21 protein-coding genes are annotated in these 21,286 nt (G+C 67.3%); 11 read left to right on the top strand and 10 right to left on the bottom strand.

Going from position 1 to position 21,286, the window contains the following annotated elements; genetic code table 11:
- Nucleotides 1–3: 3 nt before the first annotated feature.
- Both ASD87_RS12195 and ASD87_RS12190 read left to right on the top strand, forming a co-directional pair.
- Nucleotides 4–1,425, top strand: a complete 1,422-nt coding sequence (locus ASD87_RS12195; RefSeq protein WP_056321621.1) for a sensor histidine kinase — start codon at nt 4–6, stop codon at nt 1,423–1,425.
- A complete protein-coding gene (locus ASD87_RS12190) occupies nt 1,418–2,488 on the top strand; it encodes an ABC transporter substrate-binding protein (RefSeq protein WP_056321619.1) in 1,071 nt (356 codons plus the stop codon). The genes ASD87_RS12195 and ASD87_RS12190 overlap by 8 nt, the downstream gene beginning before the upstream one ends.
- Before the next feature lie 33 nt (nt 2,489–2,521).
- Here ASD87_RS12190 and ASD87_RS12185 read toward each other — a convergent pair whose 3' ends face one another.
- Nucleotides 2,522–3,256, bottom strand: coding sequence for an SDR family oxidoreductase (locus tag ASD87_RS12185; protein ID WP_056322721.1), 735 nt, complete (start codon nt 3,254–3,256; stop codon nt 2,522–2,524).
- 176 nt (nt 3,257–3,432) lie between these two features.
- On the opposite strand from ASD87_RS12185, the gene ASD87_RS12180 reads away from it, so the two are divergent.
- The 6 genes from ASD87_RS12180 to ASD87_RS12155 all read left to right on the top strand — a co-directional run bounded on the left by ASD87_RS12180 (nt 3,433) and on the right by ASD87_RS12155 (nt 10,125).
- The gene (locus tag ASD87_RS12180) at nt 3,433–4,392 is read left to right on the top strand and encodes an AraC family transcriptional regulator (protein WP_056321616.1); all 960 of its coding nucleotides are present in this window, start codon (nt 3,433–3,435) and stop codon (nt 4,390–4,392) included.
- A gap of 62 nt (nt 4,393–4,454) precedes the next feature.
- Nucleotides 4,455–4,913, top strand: coding sequence for a DUF6138 family protein (locus tag ASD87_RS12175; protein WP_056321614.1), 459 nt, complete (start codon nt 4,455–4,457; stop codon nt 4,911–4,913).
- A 288-nt stretch (nt 4,914–5,201) separates the two neighbouring features.
- Nucleotides 5,202–6,287: a LuxR C-terminal-related transcriptional regulator gene (locus tag ASD87_RS12170; protein WP_056321611.1), complete on the top strand. Its 1,086-nt coding sequence runs from the start codon at nt 5,202–5,204 to the stop codon at nt 6,285–6,287.
- A gap of 204 nt (nt 6,288–6,491) precedes the next feature.
- Nucleotides 6,492–6,818: a DUF4148 domain-containing protein gene (locus ASD87_RS12165; RefSeq protein WP_056321608.1), complete on the top strand. Its 327-nt coding sequence runs from the start codon at nt 6,492–6,494 to the stop codon at nt 6,816–6,818.
- Nucleotides 6,819–7,105: 287 nt separating this feature from the next.
- On the top strand, nt 7,106–9,568 hold the full coding sequence (locus tag ASD87_RS12160) for a penicillin acylase family protein (protein ID WP_056321606.1): 2,463 nt from the start codon (nt 7,106–7,108) through the stop codon (nt 9,566–9,568).
- Nucleotides 9,569–9,681: 113 nt separating this feature from the next.
- Nucleotides 9,682–10,125, top strand: a complete 444-nt coding sequence (locus ASD87_RS12155) for a CopD family copper resistance protein (RefSeq protein ID WP_056322719.1) — start codon at nt 9,682–9,684, stop codon at nt 10,123–10,125.
- A 14-nt stretch (nt 10,126–10,139) separates the two neighbouring features.
- On the opposite strand, the gene ASD87_RS12150 is transcribed toward ASD87_RS12155, so the two are convergent.
- Nucleotides 10,140–10,874: an META and DUF4377 domain-containing protein gene (locus tag ASD87_RS12150; RefSeq protein WP_056321603.1), complete on the bottom strand. Its 735-nt coding sequence runs from the start codon at nt 10,872–10,874 to the stop codon at nt 10,140–10,142.
- On the opposite strand from ASD87_RS12150, the gene ASD87_RS27105 reads away from it, so the two are divergent.
- Nucleotides 10,873–11,094, top strand: coding sequence for a hypothetical protein (locus ASD87_RS27105; protein ID WP_162256764.1), 222 nt, complete (start codon nt 10,873–10,875; stop codon nt 11,092–11,094). The two genes, ASD87_RS12150 and ASD87_RS27105, sit on opposite strands and share 2 nt — an antisense overlap.
- A gap of 43 nt (nt 11,095–11,137) precedes the next feature.
- Here the strand turns inward: ASD87_RS27105 and ASD87_RS12145 are convergent, their stop codons facing one another.
- From ASD87_RS12145 to ASD87_RS12110, 8 genes are all read right to left on the bottom strand, one after another.
- Entirely contained in the window at nt 11,138–11,965 is an 828-nt protein-coding gene (locus ASD87_RS12145; RefSeq protein WP_056322716.1) for a lysozyme inhibitor LprI family protein, read from the bottom strand.
- Nucleotides 11,966–12,093: 128 nt separating this feature from the next.
- Complete coding sequence (locus tag ASD87_RS12140; RefSeq protein ID WP_056321601.1) at nt 12,094–14,175, bottom strand: DUF4387 family protein; 2,082 nt, start codon at nt 14,173–14,175, stop codon at nt 12,094–12,096.
- A 136-nt stretch (nt 14,176–14,311) separates the two neighbouring features.
- Complete coding sequence (locus ASD87_RS12135) at nt 14,312–15,238, bottom strand: LysR substrate-binding domain-containing protein (protein ID WP_056321598.1); 927 nt, start codon at nt 15,236–15,238, stop codon at nt 14,312–14,314.
- Between the two features lie 13 nt (nt 15,239–15,251).
- Nucleotides 15,252–15,680 (bottom strand): VOC family protein, encoded by a 429-nt coding sequence (locus ASD87_RS12130; RefSeq protein ID WP_056321595.1) that lies wholly within the window; start codon nt 15,678–15,680, stop codon nt 15,252–15,254.
- A gap of 143 nt (nt 15,681–15,823) precedes the next feature.
- A complete protein-coding gene (locus ASD87_RS12125) occupies nt 15,824–16,423 on the bottom strand; it encodes a nitroreductase family protein (RefSeq protein WP_056322712.1) in 600 nt (199 codons plus the stop codon).
- Between the two features lie 155 nt (nt 16,424–16,578).
- On the bottom strand, nt 16,579–17,544 hold the full coding sequence (locus tag ASD87_RS12120; protein WP_056321593.1) for a tripartite tricarboxylate transporter substrate binding protein: 966 nt from the start codon (nt 17,542–17,544) through the stop codon (nt 16,579–16,581).
- Between the two features lie 44 nt (nt 17,545–17,588).
- On the bottom strand, nt 17,589–18,074 hold the full coding sequence (locus tag ASD87_RS12115; protein WP_056321590.1) for a DUF3237 domain-containing protein: 486 nt from the start codon (nt 18,072–18,074) through the stop codon (nt 17,589–17,591).
- The gene (locus ASD87_RS12110) at nt 18,071–19,336 is read right to left on the bottom strand and encodes a flavin-dependent oxidoreductase (RefSeq protein ID WP_056321588.1); all 1,266 of its coding nucleotides are present in this window, start codon (nt 19,334–19,336) and stop codon (nt 18,071–18,073) included. The genes ASD87_RS12115 and ASD87_RS12110 overlap by 4 nt, the downstream gene beginning before the upstream one ends.
- Nucleotides 19,337–19,469: 133 nt before the next feature.
- On the opposite strand from ASD87_RS12110, the gene ASD87_RS12105 reads away from it, so the two are divergent.
- Both ASD87_RS12105 and ASD87_RS12100 read left to right on the top strand, forming a co-directional pair.
- Nucleotides 19,470–19,961, top strand: coding sequence for a MarR family winged helix-turn-helix transcriptional regulator (locus ASD87_RS12105; RefSeq protein WP_056321583.1), 492 nt, complete (start codon nt 19,470–19,472; stop codon nt 19,959–19,961).
- Between the two features lie 157 nt (nt 19,962–20,118).
- Entirely contained in the window at nt 20,119–21,255 is a 1,137-nt protein-coding gene (locus tag ASD87_RS12100; RefSeq protein WP_056321581.1) for an FAD-binding oxidoreductase, read from the top strand.
- Nucleotides 21,256–21,286 lie beyond the last annotated feature (31 nt).

Genomic DNA, 21,286 nt, shown 5'->3' with positions numbered 1-21,286 from the left:
ACCATGATCCGGCCGCGCCCCGAGCAGCCTCGCCGCATTTCCGTCCGCCGCCGGCTGCTGACCGTGCTGGGGATGCTGTTCGCGGCCGGGCTGGCTGCGATCTACCTGCTGCTGCGCGGCTACGCGCACCAGACCGCCGACACCACCTACGATCAGTTGCTGCGCGCGTCCGTGCTGTCCATGTCCGACAGCCTGCAGCTCGTGCAGGGCGAGTGGCAGATGGACATGCCCTACGCGGCGCTTGCCCTACTGGAGCAGGCGCCGCGCGATCGCGTGTTCTACCGGGTGGCCTCGGCGCGCGGCGCGCTGATTTCCGGTTACGGCGACCTGCCCGCGCCGCCCGCGCGCGGCAACGCCGACGCCAGCACGCCGCAGCTTTACGCGGCCGAATACCAAGGCGAACCGGTGCGCGTCGCGTGGATGGAACGCAAGGTGGCGGGCCCGCAAGAGACCGAAACCGCGATCATCCAGGTCGCCCAGACACGCGAGGCGCGCAACGCGCTGGCCGAACGCATCCTGTGGCAAGGCACGCTGGCGCTGATCGGCTTTACCGCCGCCGCGCTGGCGCTGGCCTATTGGGGATTGCAGCGGTCGCTCTCGCCGATCCAGCGGGTCGAGCGCGAGCTGGCCGCCCGCTCGGCGTCGGACCTGCATCCCATTGCCGCGCCGGTGCCCGAAGAGCTGGACATGCTGGTCCAGTCGCTGGACGGCTTCATGGCGCGGCTGTCGGAAAACCTGGACACGCTGCGCCTGTTCATTGCCGAGGCCGCGCACCAGCTGCGCACGCCGCTGGCCGCGCTGCATGCGCAGATGGAAGTCGCGCTGGACGAGGACGACCCGATGGAGCAGCGGCGCAGCCTCGCGGCCGTGCTGCGCAATGCCGAAAAGCTGTCGCGGCTGGTCAACCAGCTGCTCAGCGACGCCAGCGTCATCCATCGCAGCAACGTCAGGCAGTTCCAGCCGGTCGACGTGGCCGAGCTGCTGAGCCAGGCCGTCTACGACACGGTTCCGCAGGCCGATCCCCAGCCCGACGTCCGGCTGCACCTGCCGTCCCCTGGCGACGAAACGCCCCGCGTGCAGGGCGACAGCCTGATGCTGCGCGAAGCGTTCAAGAATCTGATCGACAACGCCTTGCGCCACGGCGCCAACGAGGACGGCCACATCGACGTTCGCCTGGAACGGCATGACGGCGGCTGGCGCATCACGGTGTCCGACCAGGGGCCGGGCATCCCGCCGGCGCTGGCCAACACCGCCTTCGAACGCTTTGCGCGCGGTCCCAATCCGCGCGCGCCCGGCGCGGGCCTGGGCCTGTCGATCATCAAGCGCGTCGTCGACATCCACGGCGGCACGCTCAGTCTGAGCAACCGCGTGGGCGGCGGGCTGGACGCCGTCGTCACATTGCCTGGAGGCCCCGGTCATGCGTGACGCCCTGACCTTCCTGCGCGGCCTGGCCGCAAGCGCCGCGCTGACGCTGGCCGTGATCGGCCATGCCGCCGAAGTCAGCAGCAGCGGCCTCACGCTGGGTCCCGCCGACAGCAGCAACGTGCTGGTCGTGCATGCGTCCAACAGCGTGCAGGTGTTTCGCGGCGTGCTGGAAGACTTCAGCCGGCTCAACCCCTCCGTGCGGCTGGAGTACACAGAGCTGTCCACGCAGGATCTCTACCGCGAGACCGTGGACCGCGCGGCGAGGTCGCCCGGCGTTCCGTCCGGGCCCGACATCGTCATCAGCAGCGCCATGGACCTGCAGACCAAGCTGGTCAACGACGGCTACGCGCGCGTGCACCTATCGCCGCAGACGCGCGCCCTGCCCGGCTGGGCCAACTGGCGCGACGAGGTCTTCAGCATCGGCACCGACCCCATCGTCATGGTCTACAACACGCAAAAGCTTGACGCCACGCGCGTGCCGCACACCCGCCGCGAACTGCTGTCGCTGCTGCAGGCGCCCGACCAGCCGCTGGCGGGCCGCATCTCCACGTACGACGTGCAGGGCAGCGGCATCGGCTATCTGGCGGCCACGCAGGACACGCGGCTCGACAGCATGGCCGGCGCCCTGCTCGCCGCCTTTGGCCGCAATGGCGTGTCCATCCACGAGTCCACCGAACATGCGCTGGACAAGCTGGAAAGCGGCGAGGTCACGCTGGCCTACAACCTGCTGGAATCCTATACGCGGCACCGCATCGACAACGGCGCGCCGCTTGCGATCATCTACCCGCAGGACTACACGCTGATGCTGTCGCGTTCGGCCATCATTCCGCGCCAGGCGCCGCGCGGCGACCTGGGCGCGCTGTTCCTGGACTACCTGCTGTCGGCGCGCGGCCAGGACGCGCTGGCCCGGGAATCCGGTATGCGCCCGGTCAGCGCGTCGATCGTGCCCGCGGCCGGCGTGCGGCCGGTGGCTTTGGGCGTGGGGCTGCTGGTGTACCTGGACCCGCTCAAGAAACGCCACTTCCTGGACCTGTGGCGCGCGGCCATCTTCCCGCCGCGCTGATGCCGGGCTCGATGGGGTGCGGCGGCCGCAGGTTCAATGCGGGCTGGCCGTCGGGCGCACCACCACTTCGCTGACGTCCACGTCATCCGGTTGTTCGATGGCGTAGGCAATGGCGCGGGCGATGGCGTCCGGGTGCAGGGCGACGCGGCGGAACGACTGCATCGCCACGCGCGCGGTGTCGTCGGTGATGGTGTCGGCCAGTTCGGATTCGACGACGCCGGGGCAGACCACCGTCACGCGGATCTTGCTGGTCTCCTGGCGCAGTCCATCTGAAATCGCGCGCACCGCGAATTTGGTCGCGCAGTACACCGCAGCCGTGGGCGACACGCTCAGGCCGCCAATGGAAGACACGTTGATCACCTGGCCGTGCCCCTGGCGTTCCATGCCCGGCAGCACCGCGGCGATGCCGTGCAGCACGCCGCGGATGTTCACGTCGATCATGCGGTCCCACTCGTCCACTTTTAACGAGGACAAGGGCGATAGCGGCATGACCCCCGCGTTGTTGACGATCACGTCCACTGGCCCGAAAGCTGCCTCTGCACCGCGTACGAAGGCCTGCATGTCTTCGGCGGATGTGACGTCCAGCGCGCGAAACGCCGCCGTGCCGCCCTTTGCCCGAATCTCTTGCACCAGCGTTTCCAGCCGGTCCGTGCGCCGCGCGCCCACATACACGCGGTGGCCTTGGGCGGCCAGCAACCGCGCCGCCGCCTCGCCGATCCCGCTGCTGGCGCCGGTGATCAGCACTACTTTGGATTGCCGTTCTTGCATCGAAGTCATGGTCGTTCTCCAGGTTGTTTTCCGTGACTGAAATGCTACGGACCCGGCTGCCGCGCGCGAATACCCGCGTCTATCGCACCCTTGCCTATTTCTATCGCCCGCCATGTTCCGGCCGGGAAGACGCCGGTAGAATGTGCCGCACCGGAACCGAAACACGGGATGCCCCCATGACGCTGCCGTCCAGTCCGCAGTCGCGCGAAATGATTGCCCTCATCGAACGCCTGGCGCCCAACGAGGGCTACAGCTTGTCCGCGCTGGACGGGGTGCGCTTCATGCGCTCGGACCGTCCGCTCGGCCGCACGCCGGTCCTGTACGAACCCGGCATCGTCATCGTCTGCCAGGGCCGCAAGCTCGGCTTCCTGGGCGATGAGGTCTACGTGTACGACGCGCAGCACTATCTGGTGCTGTCCGTTCCCCTGCCCTTTTCCACCGAAACGCAGGCCAGCCGCGAAGAACCCTTGCTGGCCGTGTCCATCCGGATGGACCTGACCACCGTGGCGGACCTGGTGGTGGCGATCGACGCGCTTGCCGGCGCGCGCTCGGGCGACGGCCAATCCGGCGACGCGCCGCTGGGCATTGCTTCCACCCCGTTGTCGATGGACCTGGCGGACGCCACCGTGCGCCTGCTGCGCGCGCTGTGCAACCCGCTCGATGCCGAGATCCTGGGCCCGGCGCTCGTGCGCGAGATCTGCTTTCGCGTCCTCACCGGCGCACAAGGCGGCGCCCTGCGCGCCGCGCTGGCGCACCCGGGCCGCTTCGGCCGCGTCGCCCGGGCGCTGCGGCGCATCCATACGGACTTTTCACAACCGCTGGACGTGACGCACCTGGCGCAGGAAGCCGGCATGAGCGTGCCGGCCTTCCATGTCAACTTCAAGGCGGTCACGCAGACCTCGCCGATCCAGTACATCAAGTCCACGCGCCTGCATCACGCGCGGCTCATGATGATCCGCGACGGCCTGACGGCGGCGTCGGCCTCGGCGCGCGTGGGTTACGAGAGCGCCTCGCAGTTCAGCCGCGAATTCAAGCGCTTCTTCGGCCGCACGCCCATCGAGGAAGTGCGCGACATGAAGGCCTCGTTCGCGCTGTCGCCCGCGGCCGCCATCGGAGATTTCGCGTCCCGGCATTGAGACGGGCGCGGCGCCGCATCGTGTAGCATTCGCCGCAATTGCCGCAATCTTCACGCCTCAGGATGTCCGACGTATCCCGCCCCATTGGCCTGCATCACAAGACCGCCCAAGCGATCCAGGACGAAACGCTGGCCGCCATCCACCGCTGGTTCGACACGCTTCAAGCGCGCGACGACATCGATGCCATCGTGGCCCGCACGCCGCTGCAGGTCGGCATCCACAGCGAGATCCTGCTGGAATACGAGCCCTCGCGCATCGTGTTCGATGTCATGCCCAGTTGGGAGCCCGACGACCAGGACGGCCTGCTCGCTGAAGGGCGCAACGGGCCGCTCAGCCCCGACGCAGTGCACACGTCGCTGGCGCCCGTGCTGCGCGAGGCCGTGCGCGAACGCATCGCCCGGCTGGCCGGCACGCGGGCCCCGGTGCGCGAACGGCTCTTCGGGTCGGACAAGAAACTTGCCGCGTTGACGCGCAAGGCCGACGGCCCGCACAAGGCGCGGCTACTGCGGCTGCTGGAGTAGTAGACGGCACGGCAAGGGCGCCTCTGCGCAAGGCGGTTGAATTAGCCCGGTATCGCCGCATCAACGCGGCATTTGCCGCGTGAAAATGCGCGGCGAAATGCGCCTTGCGCGCAAGTTTGCGACGATAATCGGCGCTGGGCCCACCGCCATTGTCAACCTGATATGCGCGGCGCGCCCGCCGCTTTGATCCGCAGCAGCGGTGCGCCGCCCCCTTGCCGGCCGGCGCCACCTACAACCATCTGTGACACGTAGCAGCGTTTACGTCTGAACCAGAGTTGGAGGCACGCCATGCCCGATCATCGAATCGCCTTGCGCCGCGCCGTCGAGGCCGTGGACCATCTGACCGATCCCGAGCCGCCGTGGCGCGACATCCTGGGCACGGCCCGCGATCTGGTCGGGGCCGACAGCGGAACGCTCATCGTGTTCGACGCCAGGAACAAGCTGTTGACGCTGTCCGCCATCGGTTTCTCCGACGCGTGCGCGTCGGACTACCAAGCGCATTTCTACAGCTGCGACATCCTTGAGCAGGACGGGCGCCATGCCCCGGCCGGCACGTGGCTGGACACCGCGCGGATGTACGACGCCGCCCAGTTGCACCGCACCGAGTTCTACGCGGACTTCATGGTCCGGCATCGCATGGCGCAACTGCTGTCGCTCATCATCGAGTCGAACACCGTCCTGCACGCGGCGATCGGCTTTCAACGTTCGTCCGTGGATGCAAAGGCCGGCGACCGGCTGCAATCCGGCGACTTTGGCCGGTACTTTCGCGTGCTGCGTCATCAACTTTCGCAGCGCGAGCGCAATCGCGCCATCGGCTGGAAGTCGCTGGAAAGCGCATTTTCAGAAGTCCACGAAGCGGTGCTGCTCATCAGCGTCGATTGCATCGTCGACAAGCTGTCGCCGTTGGCGGTGGGATTTCTGGACGACGTCAATGGCTGGACCCTGCATGGCCGCAAGCTGCGCCACGCCGATGCCAAGGTGCAGCGGCTGTTCGACGCGCACTGCGCCGCGGTGGCGCGCGACGGCCAGATGCGGTCGATGGCCACCGCATCGGGGTGGGGGGAACTGTTCTGGGTCGATATCAGCGCGGCGCCGCCCGCGCTCAGCCTTATCGGCGGCCGGATGCTGCTGGTGCGCATGCGCAAGAAGAGCGCCTTTGCAATGCCGGACGTCACCAAGCTGCAATCGGTGTTCTCCATCACGCATGCCGAGGCCGCGGTGCTGGCTGGACTGGCGGCGGGCCATAGCGTCGAGGAGGTTGCCACCCTGCGTCATGCCTCCGTCCTGACGGTGCGCAAACAGGTGGCGTCGCTGCTGACCAAGATGGAATGCAGCCGGCAATCGGAACTGGTCCGTCTGGCCTCGCTGCTGTAGCGCAAGGGCGACGCGGCGTACTCAATCTTGAGTATGTGGTCTGCACCCATGCGGTCCTACGATGAGCACGAAGGCATGAGCACCGGGCGGGCACGTGTCCGCCGGATGCCTTCCCCCGGCCTGCGCCGGCCTCATCCAAAAGCCTTTGCGCGAGAGTGCCCGAGCCCAGATCCGGCGCCCCTGTTCGTCACCAGGAGTTCCCACATGAAGCCCCTACTTCCCTTACGCGCCCTCGTTCCGGCCGCGCTGGCGGCTTTTGCCCTGCTGTCCGGCCCTGCCGGTGCGCAACCTGCGGCCTCCGCCCCCGCCACGGCCGCGCCGCCGTCCAACTACACCCCTACCCGCGCTGAGGTCGAACGCGATCTGGCGGCGTGGAAGGAGTCAGGCGTCGAAGCCCAATGGGCCGGCGAAGAAACCCCCAACATCAACAGCCCGACCTATATCACCGACTACCAGAAGTACGTCAGTTCGGTGCGCGGCGACATGGCCCAACAACCCGCCAGCCAGACGGGATCGCAGCGCCGTTGGTGATTGCCGCGGCGCGTGGCCCGACTCTGCGGGTTGGGCCACCCCCGATGTCGTGACGAAAAATGTCATCACATCGCGCACGTCCAGTCGCGCCGGCCGGCCGGCAGCGCATCCCCGGCAAACGGCTTGCGCCAAGGCGTTACAAGTCCTGCCAGAATTAATCAAATAAAACACTTCTCCCCGCGCATCTGCTTTAGTTCTAGCCGTTGCATGGTGTTGCGTTTGGCGCGGCTGCCTGCGTCTTGCGTACCGCCGGCATAGAAAAGATCAATAACCCGGAGGAGAAGTCTATGCGTACGTTCAAGCGCAGGGCCGCCGCATTGCTGGCAAGCGGCCTTATCGCAGTGCTGGCGGGCTGCGCCTCGCCAGGCGGCAAGAAGGAAACGATCGCCATGGCGGGGCTGTCGCAGCCCGTGGAAATCGTCAGGGACAAGCACGGCGTGTCCCACATCTACGCCAAGAATCAGGCCGACCTGTTCTTTGCCCAGGGCTTTTCCGCGGCGCGCGACCGCCTGTGGCAGCTGGACCTGTGGCGCCGCCAGGGCGAAGGCAAGATGGCCGAACAGTTCGGCCCGCGCTTCATCGAGCAGGACCGCGCGGCGCGGCTTTTCCGCTACCGGGGCGACATGCAGGCGGAATTCGCCAGCTACCACCCCGACGGCCAGGCCATCCTGACGGCGTTCGCCAATGGCATCAACGCCTACGTGAACTGGGTCAAGGCCAATCCCGACCAGATGCCGCCGGAGTTCAAGCTGACCGGCACCGAGCCCGGCTACTGGAGCCCGGAGACCTCGCTGATCCGCATCTACGGGCTGACGCGCAACGTCAGCGAGGAAGTGCGGATGTCCGAGCAGATCGCCGCACTGGGGCTCAATGCCGTGCAGGGGCTGACCACCTTCGAGCCGCCCCTGGCGTTGCAGGTGCCCGCGGGCCTGGACGTGCGCCAGATCAACAAGTCCGTGCTCGCCACCTACCGGCTGGCGCGCGACGGGCAGAAGTTCGAGGCGGGCGACTTCCCGCGCAGCCCGCTCGCCGCCGACGAACGGGCCAAGCTGGCCAGCGCCTTGTCCGAGGGCCGGCTTGCCTCGCTGGATTCGGCCTTCGACCCGCTGGCGCCGCGCTATGAAAGCAACAACTGGACGCTGAGCGGCGAGCGCACCGCGACCGGCAAGCCCATTCTGGCGGGCGACCCGCACCGGTCCATCACCATGCCTTCGCTGCGCTATATGGTTCACCTGAATGCGCCGGGCTGGAACGTGATCGGCGCGGGCGAACCGGCGTTGCCCGGCGTCTCGATGGGACACAACGACCGCATCGCGTTCGGCCTGACCATCTTCGCCTTCGGCGACGAGGAAGATCTCTACGTCTACGACACCAACCCCGCCAACCCCAGCGAATACCGCTACCAGGGCGGCTGGGAAAAGATGCGCCAGATCGACGAGACCATTGCCGTGCGCGGCGCCTCGCCGGCAACGCGCAGCCTGAAATTCACGCGCCACGGGCCGGTCATCCATGAAGACCCGGTGCGGCGCAAGGCCTACGCCCTGCGCGCCGCTTATCTGGAATTTCCGGGGACGGCGGCCTACCTGGCCAGCCTTCGCCTGAACCAGGCGCAGAACTGGAACGAGTTCGTGGCGGGCATGGAAAAGCACTACACGCCCAGCGAGAACATGGTGTACGCCGACGTGGACGGCAACATCGGCTGGTTCGGCGGCAGCATCGCGCCGATCCGTCCGCGCAATGACTGGTCCGGCATGCTGCCCGTGCCCGGCAATGGCGACTTCGAATGGCGGGGCGTGCTGCCCGGCAGTTCCCTGCCGCGCGTCTTCAACCCGCCCGAAGGCTATGTCGCCACGGCCAATGAGTACAACCTGCCCGCCAACTACCCGTACAAGGACATGTCGGCGCGCACGTGGGCCGAACCCTTCCGCGTGCAGCGCATCCGGGAGGTGGTGGCCGACGGCCGGGGCCTGACCGTGCAGCAATCCCAGGACTTGCAGTTCGACAACCTGTCGATCCCGGCCCGCACGCTGGGCGGTTACGCCAAGTCGTTGAACTCGGCGGACCCGAACGTCGGCGCGGCGCTGAGCCTCTTGAAGGACTGGGATTACCGCATGGAGACCGACTCGCGGGCGGCGACCGTATACGCGTTCTGGCTGCCCGAAGTCGTCAAGCGCGTGACCGACCTGTACGTGCCCGCTAACGGACGCGCGGCGTTCGGCGACCTTTCCACCCGCCGGACACTGGAAAAGCTGGCCACGCCCGACACCGCTTTCGGCCCCCGGCCTGAACAGGGCCGCGACGCCCTGCTGTTGCAGGCGCTGGCCGACGGCCTGACGAAGCTCACCGCCAAGATGGGGCCGGATTCGACACAATGGCAGTGGGGCAAGCTGCACCACATCCAGTTCGATCACAGCCTGGCCAGCCTCTTGCCGCCCGACACGGCCAAGGCTTGGGCCACGCCGCGCTATCCGGTCGGCGGCGACAACGACACCGTGCACCGCGCGACGTTCCGCAAGAGCGACTTCCGCCAGACCAGCGGCGCATCGTACCGCCAGGTGATCGACGTGGCCGACTGGGACAACTCGCGCGTGCAGAACGTGCCGGGCCAATCGGCAGATCCGCGCAGCCCGCACTACCAGGATCTGCTCAAGGGCTGGGCGACGGGCGAGTATTTCCCCATGGCGTTCAGCCGCGCCAAGGTGGACAGCCAGCGCTCGGATACGTTGACGCTGCAGCCTGCGGGCAAGTGAGCTGACATCCCGGCTTTTTGATCGGGCTGCTTGCCTGGTACGGTGTCAGACGGGGCCCCGCCCCCTTGATGTTTGTCATTTCCCGCCGCCATCCGGCGGCGGAGAATACCGCCATGACCCTCTATCCCGTGCTGCTCATCCTGCACCTGCTTGCCGCCTTCCTGTTCGTCGGCACCGTCGCTTTCGAGGTGCTGTTCCTGGAACCGGTGCACCGGCGCCTGCCGCCGGACGTGCGCAAGGCGCTGGGCAGCCAGCTTGGGCCCCGGGTGCGTTCGGTGGTGCCCTGGTCGGTGCTGGTGCTGTACCTGGCGGGATTGGGGCTGGCATGGCAGCATCGCGGCACGCTTGCCGCGCCGCTCGCCTCATCGTTCGGGCTGTTGCTGACTGTGAAGATCCTGCTGGCCGTCAGCGTGCTGGTTCACGTCGTGACCGCGCTGGTGCTGGCCCGCCGGCGCAAGCTCACCGGCGCGCTGCAAAGCCGGCTGCACACCAGCGTGTTCTGTCACATGGTCGCCATCGTCGTGCTGGCCAAGGCGATGTTCTACATCACCTGGTGACCCGGCGCTGGCAGCTATCGCTTCGCTGCCTTGCCCGACGCATCCTGCTCGACCACCATGTCCAGCACGTAGACCTTGGACGGCGCATCGGCGGGCGGATTCTTCCAGTCGTAGCGCTTGACGCGCAGCACGGTGCGCACGCCATCCTGGTGCTCGAATCCCTCGATCGACTGATACAGCGGCTGCCACTTGTCCGGCGCGGGCAAGGCGATGCCCGCCTCGTTAAATTTACGCTCGCGCACCATCAGGCACTGGTAGTGCGGAATCATCGGATGGCTGCACTCGGCACGCTTGGCCGCCACTTCCAGGAACATGATCTGGCCCGTGCTGCCATACAGGGTTTCGGGCGTCGGTTCGCCGATGAACGTCAGGACGCTGCCGTCCTGCGCGGCCAGTTCCAACGCGGGCTCGGCCTTGTCGCCCGACAGCGTCACGCGCAATTGCCCTTTGAGGCGCTGGGCGATTTCCGCATCGAGCTGCATCAGGCTTTGTTCGCACGCCTTCATCGTGGAGGCCAGGTTCGCGATGGTCAGCACACCCTTCTTGTATGTGTACCCGCCGAACTGCGCGTTGCAGCCGCCGCGGACATTGACGCCATCGTCCTTGAAGGTCAGCCGCACCTGATGTTCGACCCCCTTCTGCAGCGCCGCGATGGCCTTGCCCGCGGGGTCGGTGGCGGCGGTCAGGCGCCAGTGGTAGGCGGTGAGGCCTGCTTGGGTGGCGGCTGACGTGGCGGCGGAATCAGGCATGGCGGACGATCCTTCACGGGGAGAGGTCGCGGGCGCGCAGGCAGACAGCAGCGCGGCGCAAACGGATGCAAGAAGGAGGGTTTTTTTCATGATTGGTTCCTGTCAGCCGCTGGCCGGAAAGAAAAGCGGCATTCTACGTCCGTGGGGTGGACGAAATGGCCAGCGCGCCGGCCATACCGTTTCCAAATCTTGCGAGCGCGGCGCCCGAATTACAGTCTGACACTTTCGTCTGCCGTCCGCGCCGCCGCAGGCGTCTGCGCGCGCTACTTTCCGTCGGGATAGGCCGGACTGGCCAGGCAGGCCTGCGCCCATTCGTAGTCGTCGGTATCGAAGATCTCGCCGTCGATCTTTGGCAGCGGCTTGTCGGCATACGCGAAATCGGGATTTGCCGGCGACCGGTTCCAATGGGTCTTGCCATTGCCGTCGCTGCACGCCTCGTCGGCGCTGCTGAACGAGCACGACGCGATGACCTTGGGCTTGCCGTTCTCGACGTTGGCCACGTAGCGCTTCGTGTAGACGCCGCCGGACGCCCAGTACTCGTCAATCGTGCAGACGCGGTCCTTGTTCTGGTAATGGCGGGTGGCAAAGCAGGCGTAGTTGTTGTAGTCGGGCGGCAGCACATCGCACGACGACGCGAAGCCGGCAAACGGGCCGCCGGTGAACTGCGCCCGGAACTTGCGCTGTTCCAGCGCCCGCGCGATCAGGGCCGGGGTGTCGGACCCCTTGGCCTTTTCCTTGAGCTGGGCGCTACGCGCAAGAATCAGGCTGCGCGCCGCCTGTGCGGGGGTCTTGCCGTCGGGCAGCAGGTCGGGCGACTCGATCAATCTTTCCAGTGCGTTGTCGCGCGCCGCCAGCCAACGCTTCTGGCCCTCGACCAGCATCGTGCGGATCTCGGCATCGGGCGCGGATTTCAACAGTGCGCCGTAGCTGCGGTTTAATTCCGCGTCGGCGGATACCGCGCCGCGGTCGGCGCAGATCAGCTTCTCGACGCCGGTGGCGGCCTTCTTGCAATCGATGGCCAGCGCAGGCGCGGACAACACGAACAAGCCAGCCAGGGACAGCAACCGTAGTGCGGGAATTCCAGGTTTCATCTGATTCTTCTCGGGTTCGATGGCGGTTGAACAGCGTGCCATTCTGGCATGAAACCGGGGACGCCTTGAAAACGGCAAACCCGCCGTCCGCCCTGGTCTTGGGCGAGCGGCGGGCCGGGCGATGCGCGCTACAACGCCGAGGCCATCGCCAGGCGCTCTGCGTAATGCGGTATCGACAGGCGCTCGATGACGGCCTGCTGCTGCGCGCCAAACACGTCGCGCTCGTCGGGCGAGGCCGAAATGTTCGGGCGGTCGATCGTCAGCTTGATGGCATTGCAACTGTCCACGAAGAACGTGCCCACCACGCGCTCGGGCGCCACGCCCAGCACACGCGCCACGTTGGCCGCGCAGAACACGTTCGAGCGCAGCGCGGCCTCGTAGTCGGCGGCGGAATTGAACACGATGTCGAACGTCAGCCGGTTGATGCCGGCGTCCTTGCTGCGCACCACCACGGCCATGTCCAGCAGCGGCTGTTCGCGCTGCGGCGTTCCTGCAGGCGGCACGTCGGCGATCAGGGACAGCGTGCGATCGTCCAGGTTGCCCTCGTAGCCCGTGATGCCGATGTCCGCATACCGCGGCCGCTCGGATCCGCTTTCCGTCCACGCCGCGCCGTTGACGCGGAAATACGTGATCGGGAACATGCGGTTCTTGATGATGTCCTCGTTCTGCAACAGGTGATAGAGCGTCCATTCGTAGGCGTCGCCCGCGTCCATGTTCAGGCGCGAGCCGTCACGGGCGGGGGCCAGCGACAACAGGCGTTTCAGGTCGGCCTGATGCCGCTCGGCAAGCTGCGCGGCATCGCGGTCGATAGTGCGAACCAGCGCCACCGGCCGGCTGGCGTCGGCTTCGTGGATCTTCCACGTTGCGGCGCGCAGTGCGTCCGGAAACTCTGCCTGCACCAGCTTGAGCACGGCGTCCTTGATCATCGGGTAGTTGGCCTGGAACACCGGATCGCGCGTGCCGCTGGGAACCACCGCGCCATACTGCCCGTCCTCGCGCTGAAAGCTCACCAGGTTGGGCGACAGCGGATAGGCGATGTTGCCCGCGGTGGCCTTGCGGCCGGCGTAGCCGTAGTGGATCAGGTAGTGGGTCAGCAGGCTGGCCAGCGTTTCGGCCGCCTGCGGCGTCGCCGCGCAGGTTTCCACGATCAGGCCCAGCTCCGCTTCGCCCTCGCGCAGCGGCACGGTCTGCACGCCGTTGCGGCCATAGACCAGCACATCGGCGGGCACGCGCGGCAGGTCCGCGGGGTCCAGGTGGACCAGCGACACCTTGCGCTTGCCCAGCCGCCGCGCGCCTTCCAGCTTGATGCTCCACGGCCAGGGTTTGCCTGCCCGCACGAACTGGCTGTTGCGGATGCCGGCGGTGCGCGCATCGCGCGCGAAGAATTCGGTGTGCTCCATCGCCAGGATCCCCTCGGGATAGAACTGGAGCTGGGGATGGCTTTCCTCGTAGAGCGAATGCGCGGCAATCGAATACGGCGTGCAGCGCCGTCCCGGATCCGGCGCCACGAAAAGCGCGGTGCCGTCGTCGTAGATTTCCGCGACGAGGCAATCCGACGGCGAGCCCGGGTCGCAGGCCAGCGCGCCGCATTCCAGCACGTGGCCGACGTGATAGGCCAGCCCCGGGTCGATGCCGCGGCGGATCATGTCGGACGCGAACAGCGCAATGTCGCAAGACCGGCCGGCCAGCACATACTTCGCGCCGCTGTCCAATGCCGTGATGAGGGGATGCACGCCCATCTGTCCCACGATGGTGCTCTCTTCCAGCGCCGCGGCGTCCAGCTCGGGGCCCGCGCCCGTGGGCCGCAGCGCGCCCGCCCGGAATTCCCGGATCACGCTGGCCGGGTCCAGCTCGGACCGGATGACGGCCACGGTGCGGTCCTTCACGCCCAGCTCGTCAAAGACTTCCTTGGCGACGTCGATCATCCAGTCCAGGTTGCGGTTGCCGCCGGCCATGCCGCAGCTGCCCAGGATGACCGGTCCGTCGATGCGCTCGCCCGCCTCGACCATGTGGCGAAAGTCCGCCTTCACGGCCTCGCGTTCGAAGTATTCGGTACCCGTGCCCAGGTAATACGGGCCGGCGTCCATCGACCCCGCATCCGAGATCACGGCATCGATACGCCCTTCCAGCGCCTTTTGCAGCGATTCGCGGGGAAATCCATATCCCAACGCGCCGCACGCGGACACCACGCGATAAACCAGCTTTGCCATCGTCACTCTCCTGTTTTGCAGGCCGCAGACATTGCGTTTGCTGCATGGGAGTGCACTTTGCGCCTGACGGCGCGGCAAAAAAAATAGTATGTCGATATGCGGGTATCGGCTGCCGATATGGCCTTTTAGCGGGCCGTCAGGAGGCCAGCGGTTCCGCGCCGGCCAGCCCCCTTTCCTCTACGTGCTGCATCACGAATTCGCTGAGGAGCGTGCGCACCGCCTCGGCCGGCGGCGCCAGCGGCACGTCGCTGGAGGCGATGACCGCCGCCGTCAGATAGACCGGCGGCTCGATCAGGGCGGCCGACACCATGGCGTGCCCAGGTGCGCCGGAGAAGTCGCCCAGCGGCAGGATGGTGTGGCCGATGCCCGCCTGCACTGCCGACAGCATCCCCGAAAAGACCTCGGTTTCCGCGACCACCTGCGGCACGATGCCGGCTTCGGAAAACAGCCGGTCCAGCAGGTTGCGCGTCATGTTGGGGTGGGCGGGCAGGATGAGCGGCATGCCGGCCAGCTGCTCGAAGCGCATGGTGCAAGGCCGGCGCCCCGGCTTGCGCGGGCTGACCACGAACAGCCGCTGCCGGAACAGCGGCTGGCGCGCGAACCCGGTCGTGGGCTCGTCCTCGAACACCAGCGCCAGGTCGAGCGAACTGTCGCGGATCCGGGCGCCCAGCTGGCCGCTTGCGTCGCTGCTGAAGCGCAGGCTGATCTTGGGCAGCGATGCCCGGCACTTTTCCATCAGTTCGCCCGCCAGGAACGACGCCAGCGTGGACGACATGCCGATCCGCACCACGCCCTGGATGTCGCCGCCCAGCGAGCGCACGATCTGCGGGATGCGCTCCATGCGGCTCAGGATGGACGTGGCTTCCGTGTACAGCGCGGCGCCGGCGGCCGTGGGACGCGCGCCCCGCGCACTACGATGCAATAGCGTCACGCCCAGCTCTTCTTCGAGCGCCGCGATCTGCTGGCTGAGCGCCGGCTGCGCCACCGGAATGAGCGCCGCCGCGCGGGAGAAACTGCCCGCCTCGACGATCTTCACGAAATACCGGAGATGGCGCAGTTGCACGGACGCGCTCCGTTCAGAACGTCACCGTGACGGACGGCGCGCTGCGCCGGGCTTCGCCGTGGAACACGGCTTCGATGTTGTTGCCGTCCGGATCCAGCACGAATGCGCCGTAGTAGCCGGGGTGGTAATCGCGAAATCCCGGCGCGCCGTTGTCCTGGCCGCCGTGGGCCAGCGCCGCCTTGTAGAACGCGTCGACCATCGCCTGATCGCGCGCCTGGAACGCAAGATGGTGGCGACCCGTCAACTGGCCCAGCGCGGCCTGGCTGTCGGCCGTCGACACAAACAATTCGTCGGCCCAGAAGTAGTCGTCCGCCGTGCCGCCCATGGGCACCTCCAGGGCGTCGAACACTGCCTGGTAAAAGCGCTGGCTGGCGGGCAGGTCCCGCACGACAAGCTGGATGTGATCGATCAGGCGGCCGCGATGGATCTCATTGGTCTGCATGACGTCTCCTTTCGGGTTGACAGGGCTCAGTCGACTATAGCGCCATCCGCCGCCCGAAAATGACAAAGCCCGCATGGCGCTGTCGAGCCATGCGGGCCTGAAGACCGCGGTCATGCCGGGCGCGCGCGGCGCGCCCGAGGCGATCAGCCAAACACGCGGAAGCGTTCGGCGTCGTCCATGAACGGCTTGTCGCCGAAACCGGCTTCGTTCGAGCCAAACGGCATCTGCGCGCGCAGCTTCCAGTAGGCGGGGACGTTCCACTCACGCGCCACGGCGGCGTCGATCAGCGGGTTGTAGTGCTGCAGGCTGGCGCCGACGCCGGCGTTGGCCAGCGCGGTCCAGACGGAAAGCTGGGCCATGCCGCCCGACTGCTCGGACCACACGGGGAAGTTGTCGGCGTACAGCGCAAACTTTTCCTGCAGGCTGCGCACCACGTCCTGGTCTTCGAAGAACAGGATCGTGCCCACGCCGGCGGCAAAGCTCTTGAGCTTGGCTTCGGTCTTGTCGAAACCTTCGGCCGGCGCAACCTTGCGCACTTCTTCCGTGGTCAGGTTCCAGAGCTTTTCGCTTTCGGCGCCAAACAGGATCACGGCGCGCGAGCTTTGCGAGTTGAAGGACGACGGGCTGTGCTTGATCGCTTCCTGGATCAGCGTGGTCAGTTCTTCCTTGGAGGCCGACAGGTTACGGCCCAGCGAATACTGCGTGCGGCGCTGCTTGAGCGCTTCGAGATATGCGTTGCTCATGTTTTGACCTTTCGACCAGTAGATAGAGATGACGATGGGAGGCATTCTACCGGCTGGACCATGACGCGAATACCCGTTCAACCGCACTTCGGCTGGAACAAACTGTTCCACCGGTGAGATCAAACGGGTGAAATCGGTGCGTTGCGGCGGCTAATTCAGTCGGCGCGGAACCCCGTCGCCTTCACCACCTCGGTCCAGCGCCTGGATTCGGCGGTCAGCAGCGCCTGCAGGGCCTGGCGGTCCGAACCCACGACGACGAAGCCGGCCTCGCCCAGCGTCTTCACGGCGGCGGGCTGGCGCAGCGCGGCCGCACTGTCGGCCTGCAGGCGGGTCAGCACGGCGTCGGGCGTGCCGGCCGGGGCGAACAGCGCGAACCAGGCGCCGAAGTTGACCGCTGGCAAGCCGCGCTCGGCAAAAGTCGGCACATCGGCCAGGGCCTGGGTGCGTTGCGCGCCCGTGGTGGCCAGCGCGCGCAGCTTGCCGCCCTGCACCTGGGGCGCGGCCAGCGCGGTCGTCACGAACGCCGCCTGCACGCCGCCGGACACCAGCCCGGAGACGGCATCGCCGGTCGAACGGTAGTGGATGGCTTCGATCTTCAGGCCGGCCTCGCGCGCAAAGAGCTCGGCGCCGAAATGGCCCGGCGTGCCCGCGCCGAAGGTGGCGAAGTTCAGGCGGTCCGGCGCCTTTTTCGCGGCGTCGATGAATGCCGCCAGGTCCTTGTAGGGCGACGTGGCCGGCACGACCAGCACGAAGTCGGCGCGCACCACCTCGGAAATCGGGGCGAAATCGCGCGGCGGATCGTAATTCAGGTTGCGGTACGTGGCGGGCGAAATGCTGATCGACCCGACCTCGCCCAGCAGCAGCGTCTGGCCGTCGGCCGGACTGCGCGCGACGGTCTGCGCGGCAATCTGCCCGCCCGCGCCCACCTTGTTTTCCACCACCACGCTTTCGCCCAGCAGCGGCCCCATGTGCTGAGACAGGGTGCGGGCCACGATATCCGGGCCCGTGCCGGGCGGAAAGCCCACGTTCAGGCGCACCGGCCCATTGGGAAATTGCGCGGCCGCCGCGAGCGGCAGGCACAGCAGTAAGCCGCCCAGCAGGCGGCGCAGCGTCGTTTGCATGGTTGTCTCCTGGTTTTTTTAATGCCGCGGCGGCTGCCGCGGGGTCAGCAAATGCGATAGAAGCGCAGCTCGACGCGGTCGGGATACCGTGCGCCGGTGCCAATGAAAAGGCTTTCGTTCATCCAGCCCAGCGTGGGCGCGGACGTCTCGAAACGGGGATAGCTGCGAAAGTAGATGCGCGCCGGATCGACGGCTCCGCCGCGCGCCAGCCGCGCAATGTCCTCGGCGCTGCCCGTGCGGATGCCGGTGTTCTCGACATACACGCGTTCGCCCGAGGGCGTCTCGATGACGTAGCGTGCGTGGATATCCGTGAAGGTGGCCGACCGGATGATCTGGAAGTCCGCGCCGCCGGGCAGCACCTTGCCCGACAGGCGCGGTCCCTGGACCGTGCCGCCGGTGATGGGGATCACGCGGCGGCGCCCTTGCGGGGTATCGCCCACTTCCTGCGGCGCGCCCACGTCGACCACGACGGTGGCCACGTGTTCAAGCCGGGGGGCCTGCGTGTCGTTCATGGCATCGGCGCCGCTCATGGTTTCTCTCCGCGGGCAAGGCGCAGCGCCGCCGGGTCAAAGCCCGCAAGCTGCTTGTAGCGCAGCGACACCGCCGCCAGCTCCTCGCCCGAAATCACGTCGTTGATGTTCGCGAACCCCGCGGGCGCGCGTTCTTCGGCCATCTGCATCACCTGCTCGGGGCCGTTCAGGCGGTTGCGCAGCACGATGCCCGCGGTACGCGGCAGGCGTTCGGCTTCGTACTCCAGCAGCGCGATCTCCGCCGAGCGCGCCTTGCCGCGCACGGCCTGATCCAGCCAGTCAGCCAGGCAGCGCGCGTCCAGGATGGCCTGCGCCGATCCATTGGAGCCGATGGGGTACATCGGGTGCGCCGCGTCTCCCAGCAGCGTGAAGCGTCCGCGCGTCCAGCGCGGCAAGGGGTCGCGATCCACAAGCGGAAATTCGTAGATCGCCTCGGCGCCGTCGATGATGGCCGGGATGTCGATCCAGTCCCAGCGCCAGTCGGCGAAGCGGTCCGCGAAGACGGACTTGTCGACCTTGCGGTTCCAGTCGGTGGCGGGCAGTTCCGCGCCCGGAATGGACAGCTCGGCGATCCAGTTGATGAGCGAGCGGCCTTGCCGGCGCAGCGGTTCCGAAATCGGGTAGCAGACGAACTTCTGATCCTGGTGCCCCGCCATGAACATGCTGCGCCCGTCCAGATACGGCGGCGCCTCGGTCACCGCGCGCCACAGCATGCGGCCGGAGAACCGGGGTTCGTCCCCCACGGGATGGAGCTGGCGCCGCAGCGCGGAATGAATGCCGTCGGCGCCCACCAGGATGTCGCCCTGCACGGTATGCAGCGCGTTGTCCGCGCGGCTGCGGAACCGGGCCTGCACGCCGTCCGCGTCCTGGGTGGCGGACTCCAGCACCATGCCGGGGACGATGGCATCCGGACCCAGGCGCTCGCGCACGGCCTGCGCAAGCAGCATCTGGAACTCGCCGCGATGCACCGAGAACTGCGGCAGCGGATAGCCGGCCTCGCGGCCGCGCGGCTCGCGCCAGATCGGCTGGCCCAGCTTGTTGTAGTAGTGCAGCTGCGAGGTCTCGATGGCGCATTCGGCCAACGCGGGCATCAGGCCCAGCTGTTCGATCTCGCTGACGGCGTGGGGCAGCAGGTTGATGCCGACGCCGAGCGGACGCAGTTCCTGCGCGCTTTCATAAATGCGGCAGCCGATGCCGCGGCGGTGCAGCATCAGCGCGAGAGTCAGCCCGCCGATACCCGCGCCGGCAATGACGATTTGCATGTCTACTCCTGGTCTTATTTGTTATGCAACATAACAAAATCGCCCCGCGTTCCGCACGAGGGATTTCCCGCAATCCGGTGGCGCGGCGACAATGCCTGCATTAGTGTTGAGGCCCCATCCGCGATCCGCCCCCATGTCCAGAGCATCCGTCCAACGCCCTCGCCGCCCCGCGGCCCGTGGCGAACACTTCGATCCGCACGTGCCCGGCGTTCAGTACGGCGCGCTGGACGACCTGGTCGGCTACGCGATCCGGCGCGCGCAGATCCTGATCTACGAGGACTTCCTGGCCGCGCTGGCGCCGTGGGACATCACGCCGCAGCGGTACTCGGCGTTGACGCTGATCGCCGCGAACGAAAACCTCAAGCTCACCGACCTGGCCCGCATCCTGGGCATTGCGCGATCGGGCGCGGTGCAGATCGTGAACCAGCTGCAGGACCTGGGCTACGTGGAACGCCAGGAGGCCGAGCACGACCGGCGCGCGTACGCGCTGGCCATGACACAGACCGGCCACGATGCGCTGGCCGCCATCACCGAGGCCGTTCAGGCGCACGACGCCCGCATCAGCGCCAAGCTGGGCGCGGCAGAGCGGCGCAAGCTGATCGGCTTGCTGGGCAAGCTGGGCTGACGCGTCCGCCGGCATCGCGCGGCGTTCCCGATTCGCGCGTCCGCGCCCCATTGCATGCTTTCTGCCCCGATGCGGGCATTCCCCTATTACCCCCGCCGCGCCAAAAAACTATCGTATTCGAGAATTATCAAATAAGAGAATTCTCGCTTCCGACAAAATGATTGCTGAAACCCTATACGATTTTGCCGTGATCGGCGCGGGCATCGCCGGCGCCTCCGTGGCCTACCGCCTGAGCGCCTCGGCGTCCGTGGCGGTGCTGGAACGAGAGTCCCAACCCGGTTATCACTCCACCGGCCGTTCGGCGGCCATGTTCATGGAGACCTACGGCACCACGCAGATCAAGGCGCTTACGCGCGCCAGCCGCGCGTTCTACGAGCATCCGCCGGAAGGCTTCTGCGAGCATCCGCTGCTCAGCCCTCGCGGCGTGCTGTACATCGGAACGCCGGATCAGAAGGATCTGCTGCAGGACGCCTTCGAAGACTTCCACCGCCAGTCACCCAACGTGGCCCTGATCGACGCCAGCCAGGCCGTCAAGCGCGTGCCCTGCCTGCGCGAAGACCAGCTGTGCGGCGCGATCGAGGAACCCGATGCGCGCGATATCGACGTGCATGCGCTGCACCAGGGTTTTCTGCGCGGCATGAGCCGCCAGGGCGCCGTGCTGCACAACAACGCCGAACTGGTGGGCGCCGCTTTCGAGAACGATGTCTGGACGCTGACCCTGGCCGATGGCCGGCAGATCCGCGCGCGGGCCGTCGTCAACGCCGCGGGCGCCTGGGCCGACCACACCGCTGGCTTGTGCGGCGCCGCCCCCGTCGGCCTGCAGCCGTGCCGCCGGACCGCGTTCACCTTCAGCGGTCCGGAGGACATGGATTTCTCGCACTGGCCCGCCGTGGTGGGCGTGGACGAAAGCTACTACTTCAAGCCCGACGCGGGGCAGCTGCTGGGCTCGCCCGCCAATGCCGACCCGGTCGATGCGCACGACGTGGTGCCCGAGGAACTGGATGTCGCCACCGGCATCTACCGCATCGAAACCGCCACGTCGCTGACCATCCGCCGCCCCAAGCACACCTGGGCCGGCCTGCGCTCGTTCGTGCGCGACGGTGACTTCGTGGTGGGCTGGGATGCGGCCACGCCGGCGTTCTTCTGGCTGGCGGCGCAAGGCGGCTACGGCATCCAGACCGCGGCGGCCACGTCCGAGCTGGCGGCCGCATTGCTGACGCACCAGCCCATTCCCGACCACCTGCAGGCGCACGGCGTCAATGCCGACGCCGTGCGGCCCGAGCGCCTGCGCTGACCTTATTGCCTACGACACCGAGATTGTCCAA

It is taken from the genome of Achromobacter sp. Root170 (assembly GCF_001428165.1).
GTDB lineage: Bacteria > Pseudomonadota > Gammaproteobacteria > Burkholderiales > Burkholderiaceae_B > Achromobacter > Achromobacter mucicolens.
This window is presented reverse-complemented; position numbering and strand designations above follow the sequence as displayed.